We start from the raw sequence: 15,573 nt of genomic DNA, 5'->3' as shown, positions 1-15,573 counted from the left end.
ACACTCAAGCCGGCCGGTAGGCCGCTGTGCTCTTGATCTGCTTTTGATCTTGATCTTGGGCGCCCCGTTAAACCACGCTGGCCGAACTGGACTTTTGCGCTTTTCAAAAGTGAGCCGCTGTAAGAGCGGAACCAATAGCGGCCATAACCGCAAAAACGGATATGTACCCAGGCAGATCAGAAATTCTGCCCCATGGAGAACTGGAACACCTGCTTGGTCGCATTCTCCGGCGTACGAACCGGCAACGCCAGGTTGATACTCAACGGCCCCAACGGGCTGTACCACGTAGCCCCAACCCCCACAGAGGCACCCAGCTGACTCAGGTCAACCCCATTACAACCCTGGGTAGTACTGAGGGCACACTTGTCCGAATACACGTTACCCACATCCCAGAACACAGACGTACGCACCGATTTATTATCTTTAAGGAACGGCATCGGAAACAGATATTCCGCCCCCCCGGTAATCAGGATGTTGCCCCCCAACGCCTCGGGACTGCGGTCGCTGTAGTACTGCTGGCCCGCACTGGCATACGCCCCGGTCGCCGGCGTACTGCGCGGCCCAAGCGTGCCGCTTTCAAACCCGCGCACCGAACCTTCACCCCCGGCCGTGTAGTTTTCATAAAACGGCAGGCCGTCCGTAGAGCCGTACCCGTTGGCGTAACCGAGCTTGGTATGCAAACGCAGCGTCGTCGAATTGGTGATCGGCACAAATGTCTGCCCGGAATAATCGAGTTTGTAGAAACTCAAGTCACTGCCCGGAAGCGTCACCGTCAGGTTCAGGTTCTGCGAGTAACCACGGGTCGGCATCACGCCTTTGTTCAACGTCGACTCCGACCACCCAAGGTTGGCCTTGAAGTTGGTGAACTCACTGCCTTCGCGCTGAAGAAAATCGTAAATCTCATCAGAGCTGTAGATGCCCGGGTCGATACTGTCGTGTTGCACCGTCAGGCCGAAACTCAACCGCGAGGTTTCATTGATCGGGTAGCCGAGTGTGGCCCCCAGGCCGTAACTGTTGATGGAGTAGTAGGAAACACCGCTGCCATCGTCGTAGTAGTTGTTGTAATCGGTGGCACTGTAGAACGCGTTATAGCCCAGGCTCACCCCGTCCGGCGTGAAGTAGGGGTTGGTAAAGCCAATGTTGTACTTGCTCTGGTACTGCGAGCGGGTCAGGCCCAGGCTGGCATAATCTCCGGTGCCCAGGAAGTTGTTCTGGGTGATCGAACCGCCAAGGATCAGCCCGGCATCCTGGGCAAAACCGACGCTGGCGGTAATCGAGCCAGACGCTTGTTCTTCGACCGCGTAGTTCACATCAAGCTGGTCGTCGACCCCTGCCACGGCCGGGGTTTCGACGTTGACCTCCTTGAAGAAGCCCAGGCGCTCAAGGCGAACCTTGGACTGGTCGATCAGGTAGGTCGACGCCCAGCCACCTTCCATCTGGCGCATTTCCCGGCGCAGCACCTGGTCGTCGGTCTTGGTGTTGCCACGGAAGTTGATGCGGTTCACATAGGCCCGTTTGCCCGGGTCGACCGCAAACACGATGTCCACGCTGTGGTCTTCATCGTGGGGCGTGGGCATGCCGTTGACGTTGGCGAAGGTGTAGCCGTCGTTACCCAGGCGCCGGGTGATCAGGTCCGAGGTGGTGGTCATCAGCTTGCGCGAGAACACCTGGCCTTTCTGCACCAGCAACAGGGCTTCAAGCTGGTCCTGGGGCACTTTCAAGTCGCCGCTGAGCTTCACGTCACGCACCGTGTATTTCTCGCCTTCGTTGATGTTGACGGTGATATAGACGTGCTTCTTGTCCGGGGTGATGGACACCTGGGTCGAGGTGATGTCCATGTTGATATAACCACGGTCCAGGTAATAGGAGCGCAGGCGTTCCAGGTCCCCGGTGAGTTTTTCACGGGCGTACTTGTCATCGTTGGTGAAGAACGACAGCCAGTTGCTGGTCTTGAGGGTGAACGTGCCGATCAGTTCCTTGTCGGTAAACACGTGGTTGCCCACCACGTTGATGTGCTGGATCGCGGCCACGGAGCCTTCGTCGATCTTGACCTTCAGGCCCACGCGGTTGCGCGGTTGCGGCTGCACTTCGGTGTCGACCGTGGCCGAATAACGACCCTGGGCCACGTACTGGCGCTGCAGTTCGTTGCGCATGCCTTCCAGGGTGGCGCGCTGGAAGATCTCGCCCTCGGCCAGGCCCGACTGCTTCATGCCCTTGAGCAGGTCTTCGGTGGAGATGGCCTTGTTGCCTTCGAACTCGATGCTGGACACCGATGGGCGCTCGACCACATTGATGATCAGCACCGTGCCGTCGCGGCTCAATTGGATGTCCTGGAAGAAGCCGGTCTTGAACAACGCACGGGTGGAATCCACCAGCCGTCGGTCATCCGCTTCGTCCCCCACGTTCAGGGGCAAGGCACCAAACACGCTGCCCGCCGAGACCCGTTGCAGACCGTTGATACGGATATCCGAGATTTTGAAGGCTTCAGCGTGTGCAAGTGTGACATTGAGCAGCAGCGCAACCGAGCAGAGCAGGCGCGAAAAATTCATCAAGATCTTTTCCAGAACACATCGACAAGCAGCGCAAGCGCGCCGGGATGACTCGCCGCAGGCGGGTCACCACGACGCGGCCAGACGGGTGGACGGCAAGCATAAGAGCGCCGGGGGTTTGGTGCGGTTAACCAAGTGTCAAGTTAGGTAAAGGTTGGCCCCGGGGCGATGAGGCTGGGCGATACTGTGGGGGTACCCTTTCACGAGCTCGCCATGATCCGCGTATTGCTAGTCGACGATGACCAGGAACTGACTGAAATGCTGGGCCAATACCTGGAGCATGAAGGCTTTGAGGCGACCTGCGTGCACACCGGCGAGGAGGGTGAGGTCGAGGCACTGTCGGGGCGCTACAGCATTGTGGTGCTGGACGTGATGCTGCCCAGGCTGTCGGGCATAGAAGTGCTCAGGCGCATCCGCGCCAGCAGCCAGGTGCCGGTGGTGTTGCTCACCGCCCGTGGCGACAACATCGACCGGATCACCGGGCTGGAGCTTGGCGCGGACGATTATGTGCCCAAGCCCAGTTCCCCGGGTGAGCTGGTGGCGCGGCTGCGCGCGATCATGCGCCGGGTGCAGCCCGTGGGCCAGCCGACCGGGGAGGTCATAACGACCGGCGCCCTGATGCTGTGGCCCGGCAAACGCCAGGCCCGTTGGAACGGTTGCGAGCTGGGGCTGACCAGTACCGAATTCAGCCTGCTTGAAGTGCTGGCCCGGTGCGCCGGCCAGGTGGTGAGCAAAAAGGACCTGTCCCTCAATGCCCTGGGCTGCCCGTTGACCCGTTACGACCGACGCATCGACGTGCACATCAGCAGCATTCGCCAGAAATTGGGCCCGCGCCCGGATGCCAAGGCCTGGATCCAGAGCGTGCGCGGCCTCGGTTACCTGTTGATCGCCGAATGATGAAACCCAGCCGGCTGTTCTGGAAACTGTTCCTGGCCTTTTGGCTGGCCACCAGCCTGACGTTCCTGGTGGGCTTGAGCATTCTCGTGGCGGGCAGCCTGGGCCCCGGGGACCATCATCTGGATGCGATCCTGGCCAGCGAAGAACAGTTGCTGGAACAGTACGGTGTCGAGTCGGGCCGCCAGCTCCTGGCGGTGTGGCAGCCACCCCACGGCCAAGCCATTGGCGTTTATGACAGTGCCGGTCAATTGCTGGCCGGCACGCCGGTCTCGCAGGTGGCTTATGAAAAGTCGCTGATCAGCAAGGACGGGGCCGCGCTGTCCCTCAGGTCTTCCCATCCTCCCCACGAACCCGGGCGCCTGGGCCACTGGATCCCGCTGATCATCGGCACGCTGATGAGCGCGCTGTTCAGTGGGTACATGGCCTACTACCTGGCGTGGCCGCTGGCTTATCTGCGGCGGGCGATGGGCGACGTTGCGCTGGGCCGCTTCGAAACCCGGGTGCGGCCGATGATGGGCAAGCGCCGTGATGAAATCGTCGACCTGGCCGAAGACTGCGACCGCATGGCCAACCAGCTCAAGCTGCTGGTGGAGGCCCAGCAACAGCTGTTGCACGACATCTCCCATGAACTGCGCTCACCGTTGACGCGCCTGCAAGTGGCCATCGGGCTGTTGCAGCAAGACCCGGCACGCCAGGAAATGCTCGGGCGCATCCAGCGTGAATCGGCGCGCATGGACACGCTGATCGAGGCGCTGCTGACCCTGGCGCGTGTGCAGGGCCGTCCCGAAAGCATCGAGCGCGAGCCGGTGGATATCGTCGAATTGCTGGCCGTGATTGTCGAGGATGCTCAGTTCGAGGCGGGTATCAAAGGCTGCAGTGTCAGCTTGCAGGCGTGTCCGGACTTTGTCAGTCGGGCCAGCGGCGAGCTGCTGTATCGGTGTTTCGAAAATGTCATTCGAAATGCCGTGCGCTACACGCAGCCTGATACCACGGTGCGGGTTTCGGCGGAGGTCAGCCCCGACACCCGTTGGCTGCGGGTATTGATCACCGATCAGGGTCCGGGCGTTGAAAACCTGCGGTTGCGGAGTATTTTCGAGCCTTTCGAACGTGGCCCGCATGACACCGATGCCGGTTTCGGACTGGGCCTGGCGATCGCCTTGAGGTCCGTGGAAATGCATGGCGGCACCATCGAGGCGCACAACGAGCCGTCCGGCGGGTTGAGCGTGGAAATCATCCTGCCTCGGGTGGGATCTTTACACGATATTACATTGGCTTGACCGCCCTGTACGCCCTGCGCCTTTAGACTTTTCCTCTGCGTGAGCTGATGTTCAGTGACGCCATTGGCGTGGAGGTGGCGATGTTTCAGGTGCATAAAAAAGGCTTCGTGGCCGGCAAGAAAATGGTCGACGGCCTGGTGCCTTACGATTTCTTCTGTGAAGACAGCCCGGCGATCAACCTGTTCGTGTTTACCGGCTCTGCGGCCCTCGGCCAAACCGTGGAAGAGCAGACATTGTGGGGCTTTACCCGGCTGGAGCGGTTTGAAGCCATGACCGGCGCCCTGGTGGCGAACAAGAAGAACGACGGCTGGTTTCAAAGCGTCAACGTGCTCACCGGGCCCAGCCAGAACGGCACCCAAAGTGTGAAATTCCAGCGGGTGCTGAAGATCATCAAGCACGCCATCGCCACGGGCCGCGCGACCAGCAAGTTTGAATATGAGATTCATACGGATGAAGGCGACACCTACTTCACCCGCCGACCCGCTGCACCCGACAGTGCGCAAACCGTCATTTATGCGGCGGATCAATAGCGCGGCTGCCGGAGTTCAAAAAGAGCGAAAAGGGGACAGATTTATTTATAAAATAAATCTGTCCCCTTTTTACCGTCCCCTTTTTACCGTTACATGCCGGCAGCCTCTACCGGTGTTGAAACCTTGGCAACGAAGCAATCCGCATCTTCGGTTCCTGCAACCTGGCCAGGTCACTGGCAATCTGCGCCCGCCAGAAATGCGCCCCGGCCAGTTGCGCATCCACCCACGCCTGGCGCAGCAACACCTTGGCCTTGTCCACCGACCCGTACTGGGCCTGGCGCAGAATCAGCTGCGCCTTGATCCGCAACATCTGCGGCACGAACCAGCGCTCATGCCGGCCCAGCGCCAATTGCAGGGTGTCTTCCAACACCTCCAGCGCCAGTTTCTCCAGGCCCAGCCGCGCCAGCCCCAGGGCGTATTCACAACGCAGCAAGCTATAAAGCTGGCTATCGCCTTGGCCATGCAGGTGATGCAAGGCCTCACCCAGCAACGGCACGCCTTCTTCGGGCGACCCCTGGCGGATCAGCAGGATGCTCTCGAAGCACAGCCGAAACTGACGCCAGATGTGCAGGTCCTGCTGGGTCGTGCTGTCTTGCAGCAAGCCCAGGTAGTACCGCACCTTGGGCAGGTTGGACGCCAACAGCGCCAGGGGAATTGCCCCCAGGCACAGGGTGTACCAGAGGGTCGCGGGGTGATCGAGGGTGATGGCTTCATCGACGCAACTGCCGATCAGGCGCAGCGCCGGGTCGACATCGCCTTCCAGCAACTGCACCTGTGCCTTGAGGCAGCGGGCGGCGATGCGCTGGTCAAAATGCACGTCGATAATGTGCGAGCGCGGGGCTGACGGTGACCCCAGTGCCTCGTCGATATTCTGTCGGGCGCCGGCCAGGTCGCCCATGTGAAACAACGCCAGCGCGCGCATGCGTTTACCCAGCAGTTGCTGGTTGCCGCAGTTGTTCAGGCTGATGTAGCGCTCGGCCAATTCCAGTGCTTCGGCGTACTGGTTGCAGCCGCAGCGGTCACTCCACAGGCCCCACAGCGCCCGCAGCTTGTGCTCGGCATCGCCCAGGTCGCGGGCGTCTTCACGCACCTGGCGCCAGGCTTCGCGCATTGGCCCGCCGGTGCCATAGGTGAGCATCAGCACGCTGGCCAGGGCGGTTTGCAACAGCATGCGCTGGCGCAGCGGCAGCGGGGTGGTGGCGGCGCTGGCCAGGCCTTTGTCGACCCAGGTGCGGCACTCGCTGACCAGCGACAGGCGCAGCCACAGCGGCACACCGCCCAGGGTCAGTTCGATGCCGGTGGGCAGGTCGCCCGAGGCTGAAAAGGCCCACTCCAGCGCGGTGCGGATGGTGTTGATTTCCGGGCCGTAGAGGCCGATCCAGGTCTCGGGAGAAAGCCCGTCGAGGGTCTGCCCGGCTTCCTGCAATACGCCCAGCGCATACAGTGCATGACGCTGGCGGGTGGCGTCGGCTTCGCCGTGTTCGTTGAGTTTCTCCAGGGCGTAGGCGCGGGTGGTTTCCAGCAGGCGGTAGCGCTTGAGCAACTGCGATTCACCGGCGATCAGCAGCGACTTGTCCATCAGGCTTTCCAGCAAGGGCAGGGCATTGCGTGCATCGAGGGTGCTGCTGGCGGTCATGGCCTTGACCGCGTCCAGGGTAAAAGAACCGGTGAACACCGCCAGTTGGCGCAACATGGCCTGTTCGTCGCCGGTGAGCATCGAGTAGGTCCAGTCCAGGGTCGCGCTCAGTGAACGGTGGCGGGCGAGGGCGGTGCGCCGGCCGGTCATTTGCAGGCGGAAGCTGCCGTCGAGCAACCCCACCAGGTCCTGGATGCCAAAGGTGCGGACCCGCGCTGCGGCGATTTCGATGGCCAGGGCGTTGCTATCGAGCTTGCGACAGATGGCGCTGGCGGCGGCGACGTCGGTGTCCTTGAACACGAAGCCGGGGTCGAGGGCCTTGACCCGTTCGATGAACAACGCGATGCCCGACCAGGTCATGGCTTGCTCGGCACTCAAGTTCACGTCTTCGTCCGGCACCAGCAACGGGGCGAGGTCGTGTACCCGTTCGCCCTCGGCCCGCAGCGGCTCGCGGCTGGTGGTCAGCACGCAGCACTGGGGCGCGCAACGCAGCAGCACCTCGACCGCGTCGGCGGTGGCTTGCAGCACGTGTTCGCAGTTGTCGAGCACCAGCAGCAACGGGCTGTTGGCGAGCATCGAGGCCACGCTTTGCAAGGGCTCGTCACTTACGCTTTGAATGCCCAGGGCGTTGGCGAGCATGCCGGCCACCCATTGGCCGCTGGTGGCGGGGGCCAGGTCGACGAAGCACATGCCCTGGTGAAAGCGGCCCTGCAACAGTTGCGCCACGGCCAGGGCCACGGTGGTCTTGCCGATGCCGCCGGGGCCGGTGATGGTCACGAAACGCTGGCTAAGTACCTGGTCGGCCAGGCTCAGGATCAGCTGTTCGCGACCAATCACTGTGCTGGGCGGCGGTTGCAGGTTGGGCACGTCCACCGTCGGGGCGGGTACCAGCGCCTGGGCGATGGCGCCTTCACTCACTGCCTGCATCGTCACCGGCGCGACAAACCGATAACCCCGGCCCGGCACGGTGACGATGTAGCTGAAGTTGCCGTCATCCCCCAGCGCCCGGCGCAGCGCAACGATCTGCGCGCGCAGGTTGCATTCCTCCACCACCACTTTGGGCCAGGCGAAAGAGATCAGCTCGGACTTTTCCAGCAACTCGCCAGCCCGGCTGGCGAGGGCGATCAGCAAGTACAAGGCGCGGCTGCCGAGGGTCACCGGCTCGCCGTTGCGCAGCAATACATGCTGGCGCGCCAACAAGAGAAAGGGGCCAAAACCGATTGCATTCTCGGTGTGGTCCGGGGCCTGGGGGACGAGGTCCGTGAAGGACACTGCGGGGTATTTGCTCGAACTCATCAATTTGTCCTTTTTTGTAGTCGGGCTTGTTATTGGCGATCAGGCCATTCGCCCTTTTGGGTGCTTACGTGCGGCAGCAGGCTTGGAGAGTTGAAGTCGATCAAAAAGGTGAGAGTTGTCGCCCTCCTTTGGGGCATGGACGTTGTTATAGGGCGCGGGGCCGTTGGGTTTCAGGCGATGAGACTGTTTCAATTTAGAAACATTTTATTACTAGAAAACCTGATGTAGCAGAATGTATGCCAGTTGGCATGTAACAAAGATGACAACAACCGTATGAAATTTATGGGGATTTTTGAGGTCGTCGAAAGCGGGGGAAGGTGGGTGTTCGGAAAGGCGAATATTTCTAATTGTGTCGTTCGGGATGCCGAATAAAACGGCGGTGGTTTGGCGTGGTTTTTTTGGCTGTGTATCAGACTGTGTATCAGCACCCACCTGATACACCGGCATGAATAGAAGGAGGAAACGCGACACAGACGGGATACACGCCTGGCTTTAAATCTGTCTACCAGATGGCGCAGGCGGTCACCCACCGCACAAGCGCCCTGGCCACATTCAGTCAAGCCAGGAGATTCAACAATGAAGCGCCATTACGCAGCCCTTGCCGCCACCCTCGCACTGTCCCTCGGTGCCTTCGCCGCCACCGCCCATGCCGAGGATGCCAAGCCTCAGGAAAAATGCTTCGGCGTGTCCCTCGCCGGTGCCAACGATTGCGCCGCCGGTGCCGGGACTTCCTGCGCCGGCACCGCCAAGGCGGATTACCAGGGCAACGCCTGGGTGCTGGTGGACAAAGGCACCTGCACCCAGATCAAAACCCCCAAAGGCTTCGGCAGCCTGACGGAACAACCATGATTGCCCTGGCCCCTGCGGTGCTCAAGCGTGTGCTGCCTGAGGCGCTGCTGTTGCTGGTGGCCCGCCTCGGGATCGCTTCGGTGTTTTTCCTCTCGGGCCGCACCAAGGTGACCGGTTTCCTGCAGCTCAAGCCGTCGACCTACACCTTGTTTCGCTCGGAATACGCCTTGCCGCTGGTGCCGCCGGACTGGGCAGCGCACCTGGCGACCTACGCCGAGCATCTGTTCCCGCTGTTGCTGGTGCTGGGCCTGCTGACCCGCCCGGCGGCTGCCGCGCTGTTGGGCATGACCCTGGTGATCGAGGTGTTCGTATACCCCGACGCCTGGCCGACCCACCTGACCTGGACCGGGCTGTTGCTGCCGCTGCTGGCGTATGGCGGCGGGGCCTGGTCAGTGGACCGCGTGCTGTCCGGCCAACGCCGTTAACCCTTTCACAACAATGATCAGGCCCCAAGGCCTGTGGAGAGTCGCATGCGTATTCTTTCTTCCCTGGCGATCGCCATGGCACTCGCTACACCGTTGGTGGCCTCGGCCGCCGATGCAGCCAAGCCCCAGCCGGGCACCGGTAAAAGCGTGGTGATCGTGCCCGGTTCCTTTGTCGACGGCTCCGGCTGGCGAGTGGTGCACGACATCCTGATTCACAAGGGCTACAAGGTCACCGTGGTGCATCAGGGCCATGAAAGCCTCGCCGCCGACGTGGCCGAGGCCCGCGAAGTGCTGGAGCAGCAGGTCGGCCCGGTGGTGCTGGTGGGTCACAGCTCCGGCGGCGGGGTGATCTCGATTGCCGGTGACCGCGACAAGGTCAAGTCGATGGTCTATGTCTCGGCCCTGCAACCGGAAGTCGGCGAGAACATGAGCCAGCTGCTGTCGTCGATGCCGGCGCCGAGCAATGACGTGATGCAGACCCGCGACGGGCATCTGTTCTTTGATCGCACCAAGTTCAATGCCGATTTTGCTGCCGACCTGACCACCAACCGCACCGACTTCATGGCCGCCTCCCAGGTGCCGGCCACCACCGCGCTGTTCGGCGGCACCGTGTGGGCCGCGGCCTGGCACAAGAAGCCGACCTACGCCGTGGTGTCCACCGAAGACCGTGCCCTGAGCCCCGATCTGCAGCGCTGGATGTACAAGCGCGCCGGCTCGAAAGTCACTGAAATCAAGGCCAGCCACTCGGTGTACATCTCCCAGCCCGAGGCTGTGGCGAAGGTCATCGAAGACGCGGCATCCGTCATCAAATAAACCCCACCCCCGAGGAGTAATACCCATGAGCACATCCATCAAATCCCGCTTGAGCCTTGCCACTGCTGCCGCCCTGATCGCCATGGCGTCCGCTTCCTTCGCGGCGGCCGCCAGCGCCGCCGACCAGCCGGAACAGCCGGGTCGCTGCTACGGCGTGAACAACTGCAAGGGCGAAAGCCTGTGCGCCACGGCCAAGAACGATTGCAAGGGCCTCAACAGCTGCAAGGGCCAGGGCGTTGTCGTCAAGACCCCGTCCGAGTGCCTGAAGCTGGGCGGCACCACTACCGAACCGAAGTAACACCCCGGCGGGCCCAGGTTGGGCCCGCCGCCTATTTATGCAACGGAGACCACATGATGCCGACACCCAACCCGCGTTTTCCAGGCTATGGCCTGGGGCTGCGCAAGGAACACTACAGCGAGTTCCTGGAGAACCCGGTGGCGGTGGATTTCGTTGAAGTGATCTCCGAGAATTTCATGGTCGCGGGCGGCCAGCCCCGGCACATCCTGCGCCAGATTCGCGAGCGGTATCCGGTGGCGCTGCACGGGGTGTCGATGTCGATCGGCACGGCCGAGGGCCTCGATCGCGATTACCTGAAACGCCTCAAGTCGCTGGTGGACGAGATCGAACCGCTGTTTGTGTCCGACCACTTGAGCTGGTCCCGCAGCGGGGGGTTCAACTCCCATGATCTGTTGCCGGTGCCTTACACCCATGAGGCATTGGACCGGGTCTGCGCCAATATCGACCGGGCTCAAGAAGTGTTGGGCCGCACGATGCTGTTTGAAAACCCGTCCAGCTACCTGGCCTTTGATGACGCGTCCATGAGCGAGTGGGAATTCATCGCCGCCATGTCCCGGCGCACCGGCTGCGAGCTGTTGCTGGACGTCAATAATGTGTTTGTCAGCGCCAGCAACCATGGCTTTGACGCTCTCGCGTTTCTCGACGGGATTCCGGCCGAGCGGGTCCGGCAAATTCACCTGGCCGGCCATAGCCAGGGCCGCGATTTGCTGATCGACAGCCACGACAGCCCGGTGTGTGACGGCGTCTGGGACTTGTATGCCAAGGCCGTTGCGTTGCTCGGCCCGGTCGCCACGATGATCGAGCGCGATGACGAGATCCCGCCCCTGGCAGAGCTGCTGGAGGAGCTGTCGATCGCCCGCATGCTCGGTGCCTCCGAGGCCTACAAGCGTTCGCAGGTGCGCTCATGAATCTCGCGCAATGGCAGCAGGCTTTTCATACCTGGCTGGTGAGTGCCTCGGAGCAGTCGGCCGAGATGTTGGGTAACAAGGCCGCGGGACTGGCGGTGTATCAGAACAACTACCGCGCGCAATTGGTGGGTTGCCTGGAACAGGCGTTTCCCAACCTGCGGCGCTGGGTCGGGGACGAGGCGTTCCTGGCCGCGTGCGTCAGCCATATCGACCGGCATCCGCCCCATGCCTGGACCCTGGACGTCTATCCCGAGGGTTTTCACCTGACCCTGGGCGAACTGTTTCCCAACAATCCCGACGTGCATGAACTGGCCTGGATCGAGTCGTCGCTCAATGAAGCGTTTGTCGCCGCCGATGCCAGCCCGTTGCCCATGGACGTGCTGGCGTCGGTGGATTGGGACACGGCACGCCTGCAACTCACGCCATCGCTGCGCTGCCATGGGCTGACCACCAACGCCGAGGCGATCTGGTCGGCATTGTGGCAGCAAACCCCGGCGCCCGAGGCGCTGATGCTGGCCGAGGCCGGTGGGCTGCTGGTGTGGCGCCGCCAGTTCACCTCGCGCTTGCGCCAGGTCGATGCGCTGGAGTTCCAGGCCTTGGTGCACCTGCAAGGCGACGGCAGTTTTGCCGGGTTGTGCGAGTTTCTGGTGGAGCGCCTGGGGGAGGAGGAGGGCGTGGCAAAAGCCGGTGAGTGGCTGGCCGGCTGGATCGGCAGCGAGTTGATTGTGGGGGTTGTTGACGACCTTCCAGTGTCGAATTTTTCGGAGTTATAAACCCATGTCTTTTTTCAATCGCCGTCGCTTTCTGATTTCCAGCGCCATTGCTTCAGTCGCGCTGTCACTGCCGGTATGGGCGGCGCCTGCGCCCTGGACGATCCGCCAGGTCAGCACCGACCTGCTGGATATCGGCTACTACGAAGCCGGCCCGGAAGGCGGCCGGCCGATCATTTTGCTGCATGGGGCTGACGGCGACCTTGAGCGTTTTGCCGAGGTCTCGCCGCATCTGGTGTCCCAAGGCTTTCGGGTAGTCATCCCGTACCTGCGAGGCCATGGCAGCACCACGCAACTGGACAAGGCTGCGCCCGCCGTCACTCAGGAAGTCGTTCTCGGCCAGGACGTGCTGGACCTGATGAACGCCTTGCACATCCCCGAGGCGGTGCTCGGCGGGTTCGACCTCGGCGGTCGTGCCGTCACGGCAGCGGCCACCTTGCGGCCGAGCCGCTGTGTGGCGCTGGTCACCGTCAACAGCGCGCCGCAGCCCGCCCTGGCCGAGGTGCTGGTGCAGATGGCGCAGATGGGCAAATGGCGCACCTGAACATGAATATTTGGACAGCCGCGCATTTGCCCGCTGAAAAAAAAGGCCGCTGCCCGTAATCTAGACGCCTTTGCCACGTGTGCGGATTGTCCATGTCTTCAGTAGCTGATGGGTTGCCCAGTGATAAGCGTCTAGCGGCGGTTGTCGCCATTTCCCTGGGGATAGGCATGGCGACCCTCGACACGGCCATCGTCAACACCGCGTTGCCGACCCTGGCCGAAGGGATTGGCACCGACTCCGCTTCGGTGATCTGGGTGGTCAATGCCTACCAGTTGGCGACCATCGCTGCGGTGCTGCCCTTTGCGTCCCTGAGTGATGTGGTCGGCCACCGCCGGGTGTTCCTCGGCGGCTTGCTGGTGTTTGTGGTGGCGTCGCTGTTTTGCGGGCTGGCCTGGTCACTGCCGACGCTGACTGCCGCCCGGGTGGTGCAGGGCCTGGGCGCTGCGGCAATCATGAGCGTCAACATTGCGCTGCTGCGGCACATCTACCCGGCAAAAATCCTCGGCCGGGGGCTGGGGTATAACTCACTGGTGGTAGGGCTGGCCTTTACCCTGGGGCCGACGGCGGCGTCGGCGATTCTATCGGTGGCTACCTGGCACTGGTTGTACCTGATCAACCTGCCCCTGGGGGCACTGGCCCTGTGGCTCGGGGTGCGGGCGATTCCGGTGATCCCGATCACCGGGCATGCCTTCGACCGGCTGGCGGCAATTCTCTGCGCCGGGTTGTTTGCCCTGCTGGTGCTGGGCCTGGGCTCGGCGGTGCACGGTGCGCAGGCGGTGTTGACGCTGGGGCTGATCGCCGTGGCGCTGCTGTGCGGGCTGTTGCTGATCCGCCGTCAGGCCGGGCACCCGGCGCCGATGCTTGCGGTGGATCTGTTCAAGCGCCCGCTGTTCACCTTGTCGGCCCTCACCGCGATTTGCGCGTTCAGCGCCCAGGGGCTGGCGTTTGTGTCGCTGCCGTTCCTGTTGCAAACCGTGTTGGGGCACAGCCAGGTGGCCACCGGTTTCCTGATGACGCCGTGGCCGGCGGTGGTCGCGGTGATGGCGCTGATTGCCGGGCGCCTGGCGGACCGTATCTCCCTGGCGTTGTTGTGCGGCATCGGCCTGGTGATGTTGAGCGCGGGCATGGCCTCGCTGGCGACCCTGGGCAACGACGCCTCGACCTTCGACATCGGTTGGCGCATGGCCCTGTGTGGCGCCGGGTTCGGTTTTTTCCAGTCGCCCAACCTCAAGGCGATCATGACCAGCGCACCGATTGCCCGCAGCGGGGGAGCCAGCGGGATCGTCGCCACGTCGCGGTTGATGGGGCAGACACTCGGCGCTTCGTTGGTGGCGTTGTGTTTCCACCTGTCCCTGAGCAGCGGCCCGCAGTACGCGTTGTGGCTGGGCTGCGGGTTTGCCCTGGTGGGCGCGGTGGCCAGCGGGTTGCGCCTGATGCAGGACGGCGCCAAGGTTTAATTATTTGGGCCTTGTAAAACCTTGAGGTAGACGGCTACCGTGGCCGTCTAAATAATTCTGAATGTTTCAGCTTTTATGTCTGATCTGGCCCAACGCAGTGCTGATTCCCACTCCCGCCGTGCCGCGCTGACCCTTGGCCTGTGCCTGCCCAGTGACGTGTTGCTGTACCTGGTGCTGCCGATGGAGTCCCAGGCGTTCGGTATCACCCTGGCCCAGGCCGGGGTGCTGCTGGCGGCCAACCGCCTGGTGCGGATCTTCGGCTACAAGCATGTTCTGAATTTCTACGCCCGTAACGGTGATCGGCTGACGTGCTCCATTGCCGCCGGCGCGGCGGCGGTGTGTGCCCTTGGCAACTCGATGCTGTCCGGGTTTGCGGCCTTGCTCGGGCTGCGGTTGGTCTGGGGCCTGTGTTTTGCGGCGTTGAACCTTTCCACTCAAGTCTTGGCCACCTCTGAACCGCAGGGTGCGGCGCGGCGGGCGGGGCGGTCGCGGGCGTTGATTGCCCTGGGGCCGATGCTGGCCTTGCCGTTGGGTGGGTGGCTGACGTTGCAGGTGGGGCCGCGGCCGATCTTCTGGATTCTGGCGGTGTGTTGCCTGGTGGGGTTGTGGATGGCGCGGGGGTTGCCGACTGCGGGTCACAATTTGCATGGCACGCCGGGGCGGCGGTTCAAGTTGCCTGACAGTGTGGCGACCTGGTCGTTTATCGAAGGGGTGGCGCTGGATGGGTTGTTTATCTTTGGCCTGTCGATTCAGGCGCAGAAGCTGCTGGGTGGCAATGCGGTATTGATTGCCGGTGGGTTGATGGCGCTGCGATATGTTTCGGAGTTGCTTCTGAGTCCGCTGGGGGGGCGTGCTGCGCAGCAGTTTGGTGCTACGTCGATGTTGCTGCTGTTTTCGTTTCTCAGTGCGTTGGCGTTGGGGGCGTTTGGTAGTCATTGGGTGATTGTGGGGGCGGCGGCGGTGTTGGTGTTGCGGGCGTTGCAGTTGCCGTTGGTGACGACGCTGGTGGCGGAGCGTAATCCGGGGGCGATGCGGGTTTCGGCGTTGGCGTCGAATGCGGTGTGGCGTGATGTGGGGGCGGGGCTTGGGCCTTTGCTGGCGGGGTTGTTGTTGCCGGTGGCGTCGGCGCCTTGGGTGTTTGGCGTGGCGGGGGCGGCGATTGCGGTCAGTGCGGTGTTTTGCTGGCGGGCCAGGGGTTTAGCATGAGATGGGGGGAGGGGGGTACATATCCGTTTCTTCGGTAACGGCCACTTAGGGTTCCGCTCTTACAGCGGGTCACTTTTGGCAAACGCCCCAAAAGTAACCAAAAGGTCTTTGCCCCACC

Annotated in this window: 14 protein-coding genes; 12 read left to right on the top strand and 2 right to left on the bottom strand. The window is 62.5% G+C overall.

Features of this window, described 5'->3' with window-relative positions:
* Positions 1-176 precede the first annotated feature (176 nt).
* Positions 177-2,549, bottom strand: coding sequence for an outer membrane protein assembly factor BamA (bamA, locus tag A462_RS31335; RefSeq protein ID WP_008430482.1), 2,373 nt, complete (start codon positions 2,547-2,549; stop codon positions 177-179).
* A gap of 213 nt (positions 2,550-2,762) precedes the next feature.
* Between bamA and A462_RS31340 the strand changes: the two genes are divergently transcribed.
* From A462_RS31340 to A462_RS31350, 3 genes are all read left to right on the top strand, one after another.
* Complete coding sequence (locus A462_RS31340) at positions 2,763-3,446, top strand: response regulator transcription factor (RefSeq protein WP_008430480.1); 684 nt, start codon at positions 2,763-2,765, stop codon at positions 3,444-3,446.
* Positions 3,443-4,723, top strand: a complete 1,281-nt coding sequence (locus tag A462_RS31345) for a sensor histidine kinase (protein WP_032898573.1) — start codon at positions 3,443-3,445, stop codon at positions 4,721-4,723. Before A462_RS31340 ends, A462_RS31345 begins: the two co-directional genes overlap by 4 nt.
* Before the next feature lie 80 nt (positions 4,724-4,803).
* A complete protein-coding gene (locus tag A462_RS31350; protein ID WP_032898575.1) occupies positions 4,804-5,253 on the top strand; it encodes a hypothetical protein in 450 nt (149 codons plus the stop codon).
* 106 nt (positions 5,254-5,359) lie between these two features.
* On the opposite strand, the gene A462_RS31355 is transcribed toward A462_RS31350, so the two are convergent.
* On the bottom strand, positions 5,360-8,185 hold the full coding sequence (locus A462_RS31355) for an ATP-binding protein (protein ID WP_008430473.1): 2,826 nt from the start codon (positions 8,183-8,185) through the stop codon (positions 5,360-5,362).
* Between the two features lie 576 nt (positions 8,186-8,761).
* Between A462_RS31355 and A462_RS31360 the strand changes: the two genes are divergently transcribed.
* The 9 genes from A462_RS31360 to A462_RS31400 all read left to right on the top strand — a co-directional run bounded on the left by A462_RS31360 (position 8,762) and on the right by A462_RS31400 (position 15,455).
* Complete coding sequence (locus A462_RS31360; RefSeq protein ID WP_003211270.1) at positions 8,762-9,034, top strand: BufA1 family periplasmic bufferin-type metallophore; 273 nt, start codon at positions 8,762-8,764, stop codon at positions 9,032-9,034.
* On the top strand, positions 9,031-9,459 hold the full coding sequence (locus A462_RS31365) for a DoxX family protein (RefSeq protein ID WP_008430471.1): 429 nt from the start codon (positions 9,031-9,033) through the stop codon (positions 9,457-9,459). The genes A462_RS31360 and A462_RS31365 overlap by 4 nt, the downstream gene beginning before the upstream one ends.
* Before the next feature lie 45 nt (positions 9,460-9,504).
* Positions 9,505-10,272, top strand: coding sequence for an alpha/beta fold hydrolase (locus A462_RS31370; protein ID WP_003211274.1), 768 nt, complete (start codon positions 9,505-9,507; stop codon positions 10,270-10,272).
* 25 nt (positions 10,273-10,297) lie between these two features.
* Positions 10,298-10,570 (top strand): BufA2 family periplasmic bufferin-type metallophore, encoded by a 273-nt coding sequence (bufA2, locus tag A462_RS31375; protein WP_003211275.1) that lies wholly within the window; start codon positions 10,298-10,300, stop codon positions 10,568-10,570.
* 56 nt (positions 10,571-10,626) lie between these two features.
* Positions 10,627-11,478 carry an MNIO family bufferin maturase gene (gene bufB / locus A462_RS31380; protein WP_008430468.1) on the top strand — a complete coding sequence of 284 codons (852 nt, stop codon included), beginning with the start codon at positions 10,627-10,629 and terminating at the stop codon, positions 11,476-11,478.
* Entirely contained in the window at positions 11,475-12,251 is a 777-nt protein-coding gene (locus A462_RS31385) for an HvfC/BufC N-terminal domain-containing protein (RefSeq protein ID WP_008430465.1), read from the top strand. Before bufB ends, A462_RS31385 begins: the two co-directional genes overlap by 4 nt.
* Positions 12,252-12,255: 4 nt before the next feature.
* Complete coding sequence (locus A462_RS31390; RefSeq protein ID WP_008430463.1) at positions 12,256-12,792, top strand: alpha/beta fold hydrolase; 537 nt, start codon at positions 12,256-12,258, stop codon at positions 12,790-12,792.
* A 92-nt stretch (positions 12,793-12,884) separates the two neighbouring features.
* Positions 12,885-14,249 (top strand): MFS transporter, encoded by a 1,365-nt coding sequence (locus A462_RS31395; protein WP_023658995.1) that lies wholly within the window; start codon positions 12,885-12,887, stop codon positions 14,247-14,249.
* Between the two features lie 75 nt (positions 14,250-14,324).
* Positions 14,325-15,455: an MFS transporter gene (locus A462_RS31400; protein WP_008430461.1), complete on the top strand. Its 1,131-nt coding sequence runs from the start codon at positions 14,325-14,327 to the stop codon at positions 15,453-15,455.
* The last annotated feature ends 118 nt before the right edge of the window (positions 15,456-15,573 follow it).

This window comes from Pseudomonas sp. Ag1, from assembly GCF_000278565.1.
Classification (GTDB): domain Bacteria; phylum Pseudomonadota; class Gammaproteobacteria; order Pseudomonadales; family Pseudomonadaceae; genus Aquipseudomonas.
This window is presented reverse-complemented; position numbering and strand designations above follow the sequence as displayed.

Bases quoted from the DNA above. Each gene is read 5' to 3' on its own strand.
- bamA (WP_008430482.1), bottom strand. From the start codon at position 2,549: ATGAATTTTTCGCGCCTGCTCTGCTCGGTTGCGCTGCTGCTCAATGTC.
- A462_RS31340 (WP_008430480.1), top strand. From the start codon at position 2,763: ATGATCCGCGTATTGCTAGTCGACGATGACCAGGAACTGACTGAAATG.
- A462_RS31345 (WP_032898573.1), top strand. From the start codon at position 3,443: ATGATGAAACCCAGCCGGCTGTTCTGGAAACTGTTCCTGGCCTTTTGG.
- A462_RS31350 (WP_032898575.1), top strand. From the start codon at position 4,804: ATGTTTCAGGTGCATAAAAAAGGCTTCGTGGCCGGCAAGAAAATGGTC.
- A462_RS31355 (WP_008430473.1), bottom strand. From the start codon at position 8,185: ATGAGTTCGAGCAAATACCCCGCAGTGTCCTTCACGGACCTCGTCCCC.
- A462_RS31360 (WP_003211270.1), top strand. From the start codon at position 8,762: ATGAAGCGCCATTACGCAGCCCTTGCCGCCACCCTCGCACTGTCCCTC.
- A462_RS31365 (WP_008430471.1), top strand. From the start codon at position 9,031: ATGATTGCCCTGGCCCCTGCGGTGCTCAAGCGTGTGCTGCCTGAGGCG.
- A462_RS31370 (WP_003211274.1), top strand. From the start codon at position 9,505: ATGCGTATTCTTTCTTCCCTGGCGATCGCCATGGCACTCGCTACACCG.
- bufA2 (WP_003211275.1), top strand. From the start codon at position 10,298: ATGAGCACATCCATCAAATCCCGCTTGAGCCTTGCCACTGCTGCCGCC.
- bufB (WP_008430468.1), top strand. From the start codon at position 10,627: ATGCCGACACCCAACCCGCGTTTTCCAGGCTATGGCCTGGGGCTGCGC.
- A462_RS31385 (WP_008430465.1), top strand. From the start codon at position 11,475: ATGAATCTCGCGCAATGGCAGCAGGCTTTTCATACCTGGCTGGTGAGT.
- A462_RS31390 (WP_008430463.1), top strand. From the start codon at position 12,256: ATGTCTTTTTTCAATCGCCGTCGCTTTCTGATTTCCAGCGCCATTGCT.
- A462_RS31395 (WP_023658995.1), top strand. From the start codon at position 12,885: ATGTCTTCAGTAGCTGATGGGTTGCCCAGTGATAAGCGTCTAGCGGCG.
- A462_RS31400 (WP_008430461.1), top strand. From the start codon at position 14,325: ATGTCTGATCTGGCCCAACGCAGTGCTGATTCCCACTCCCGCCGTGCC.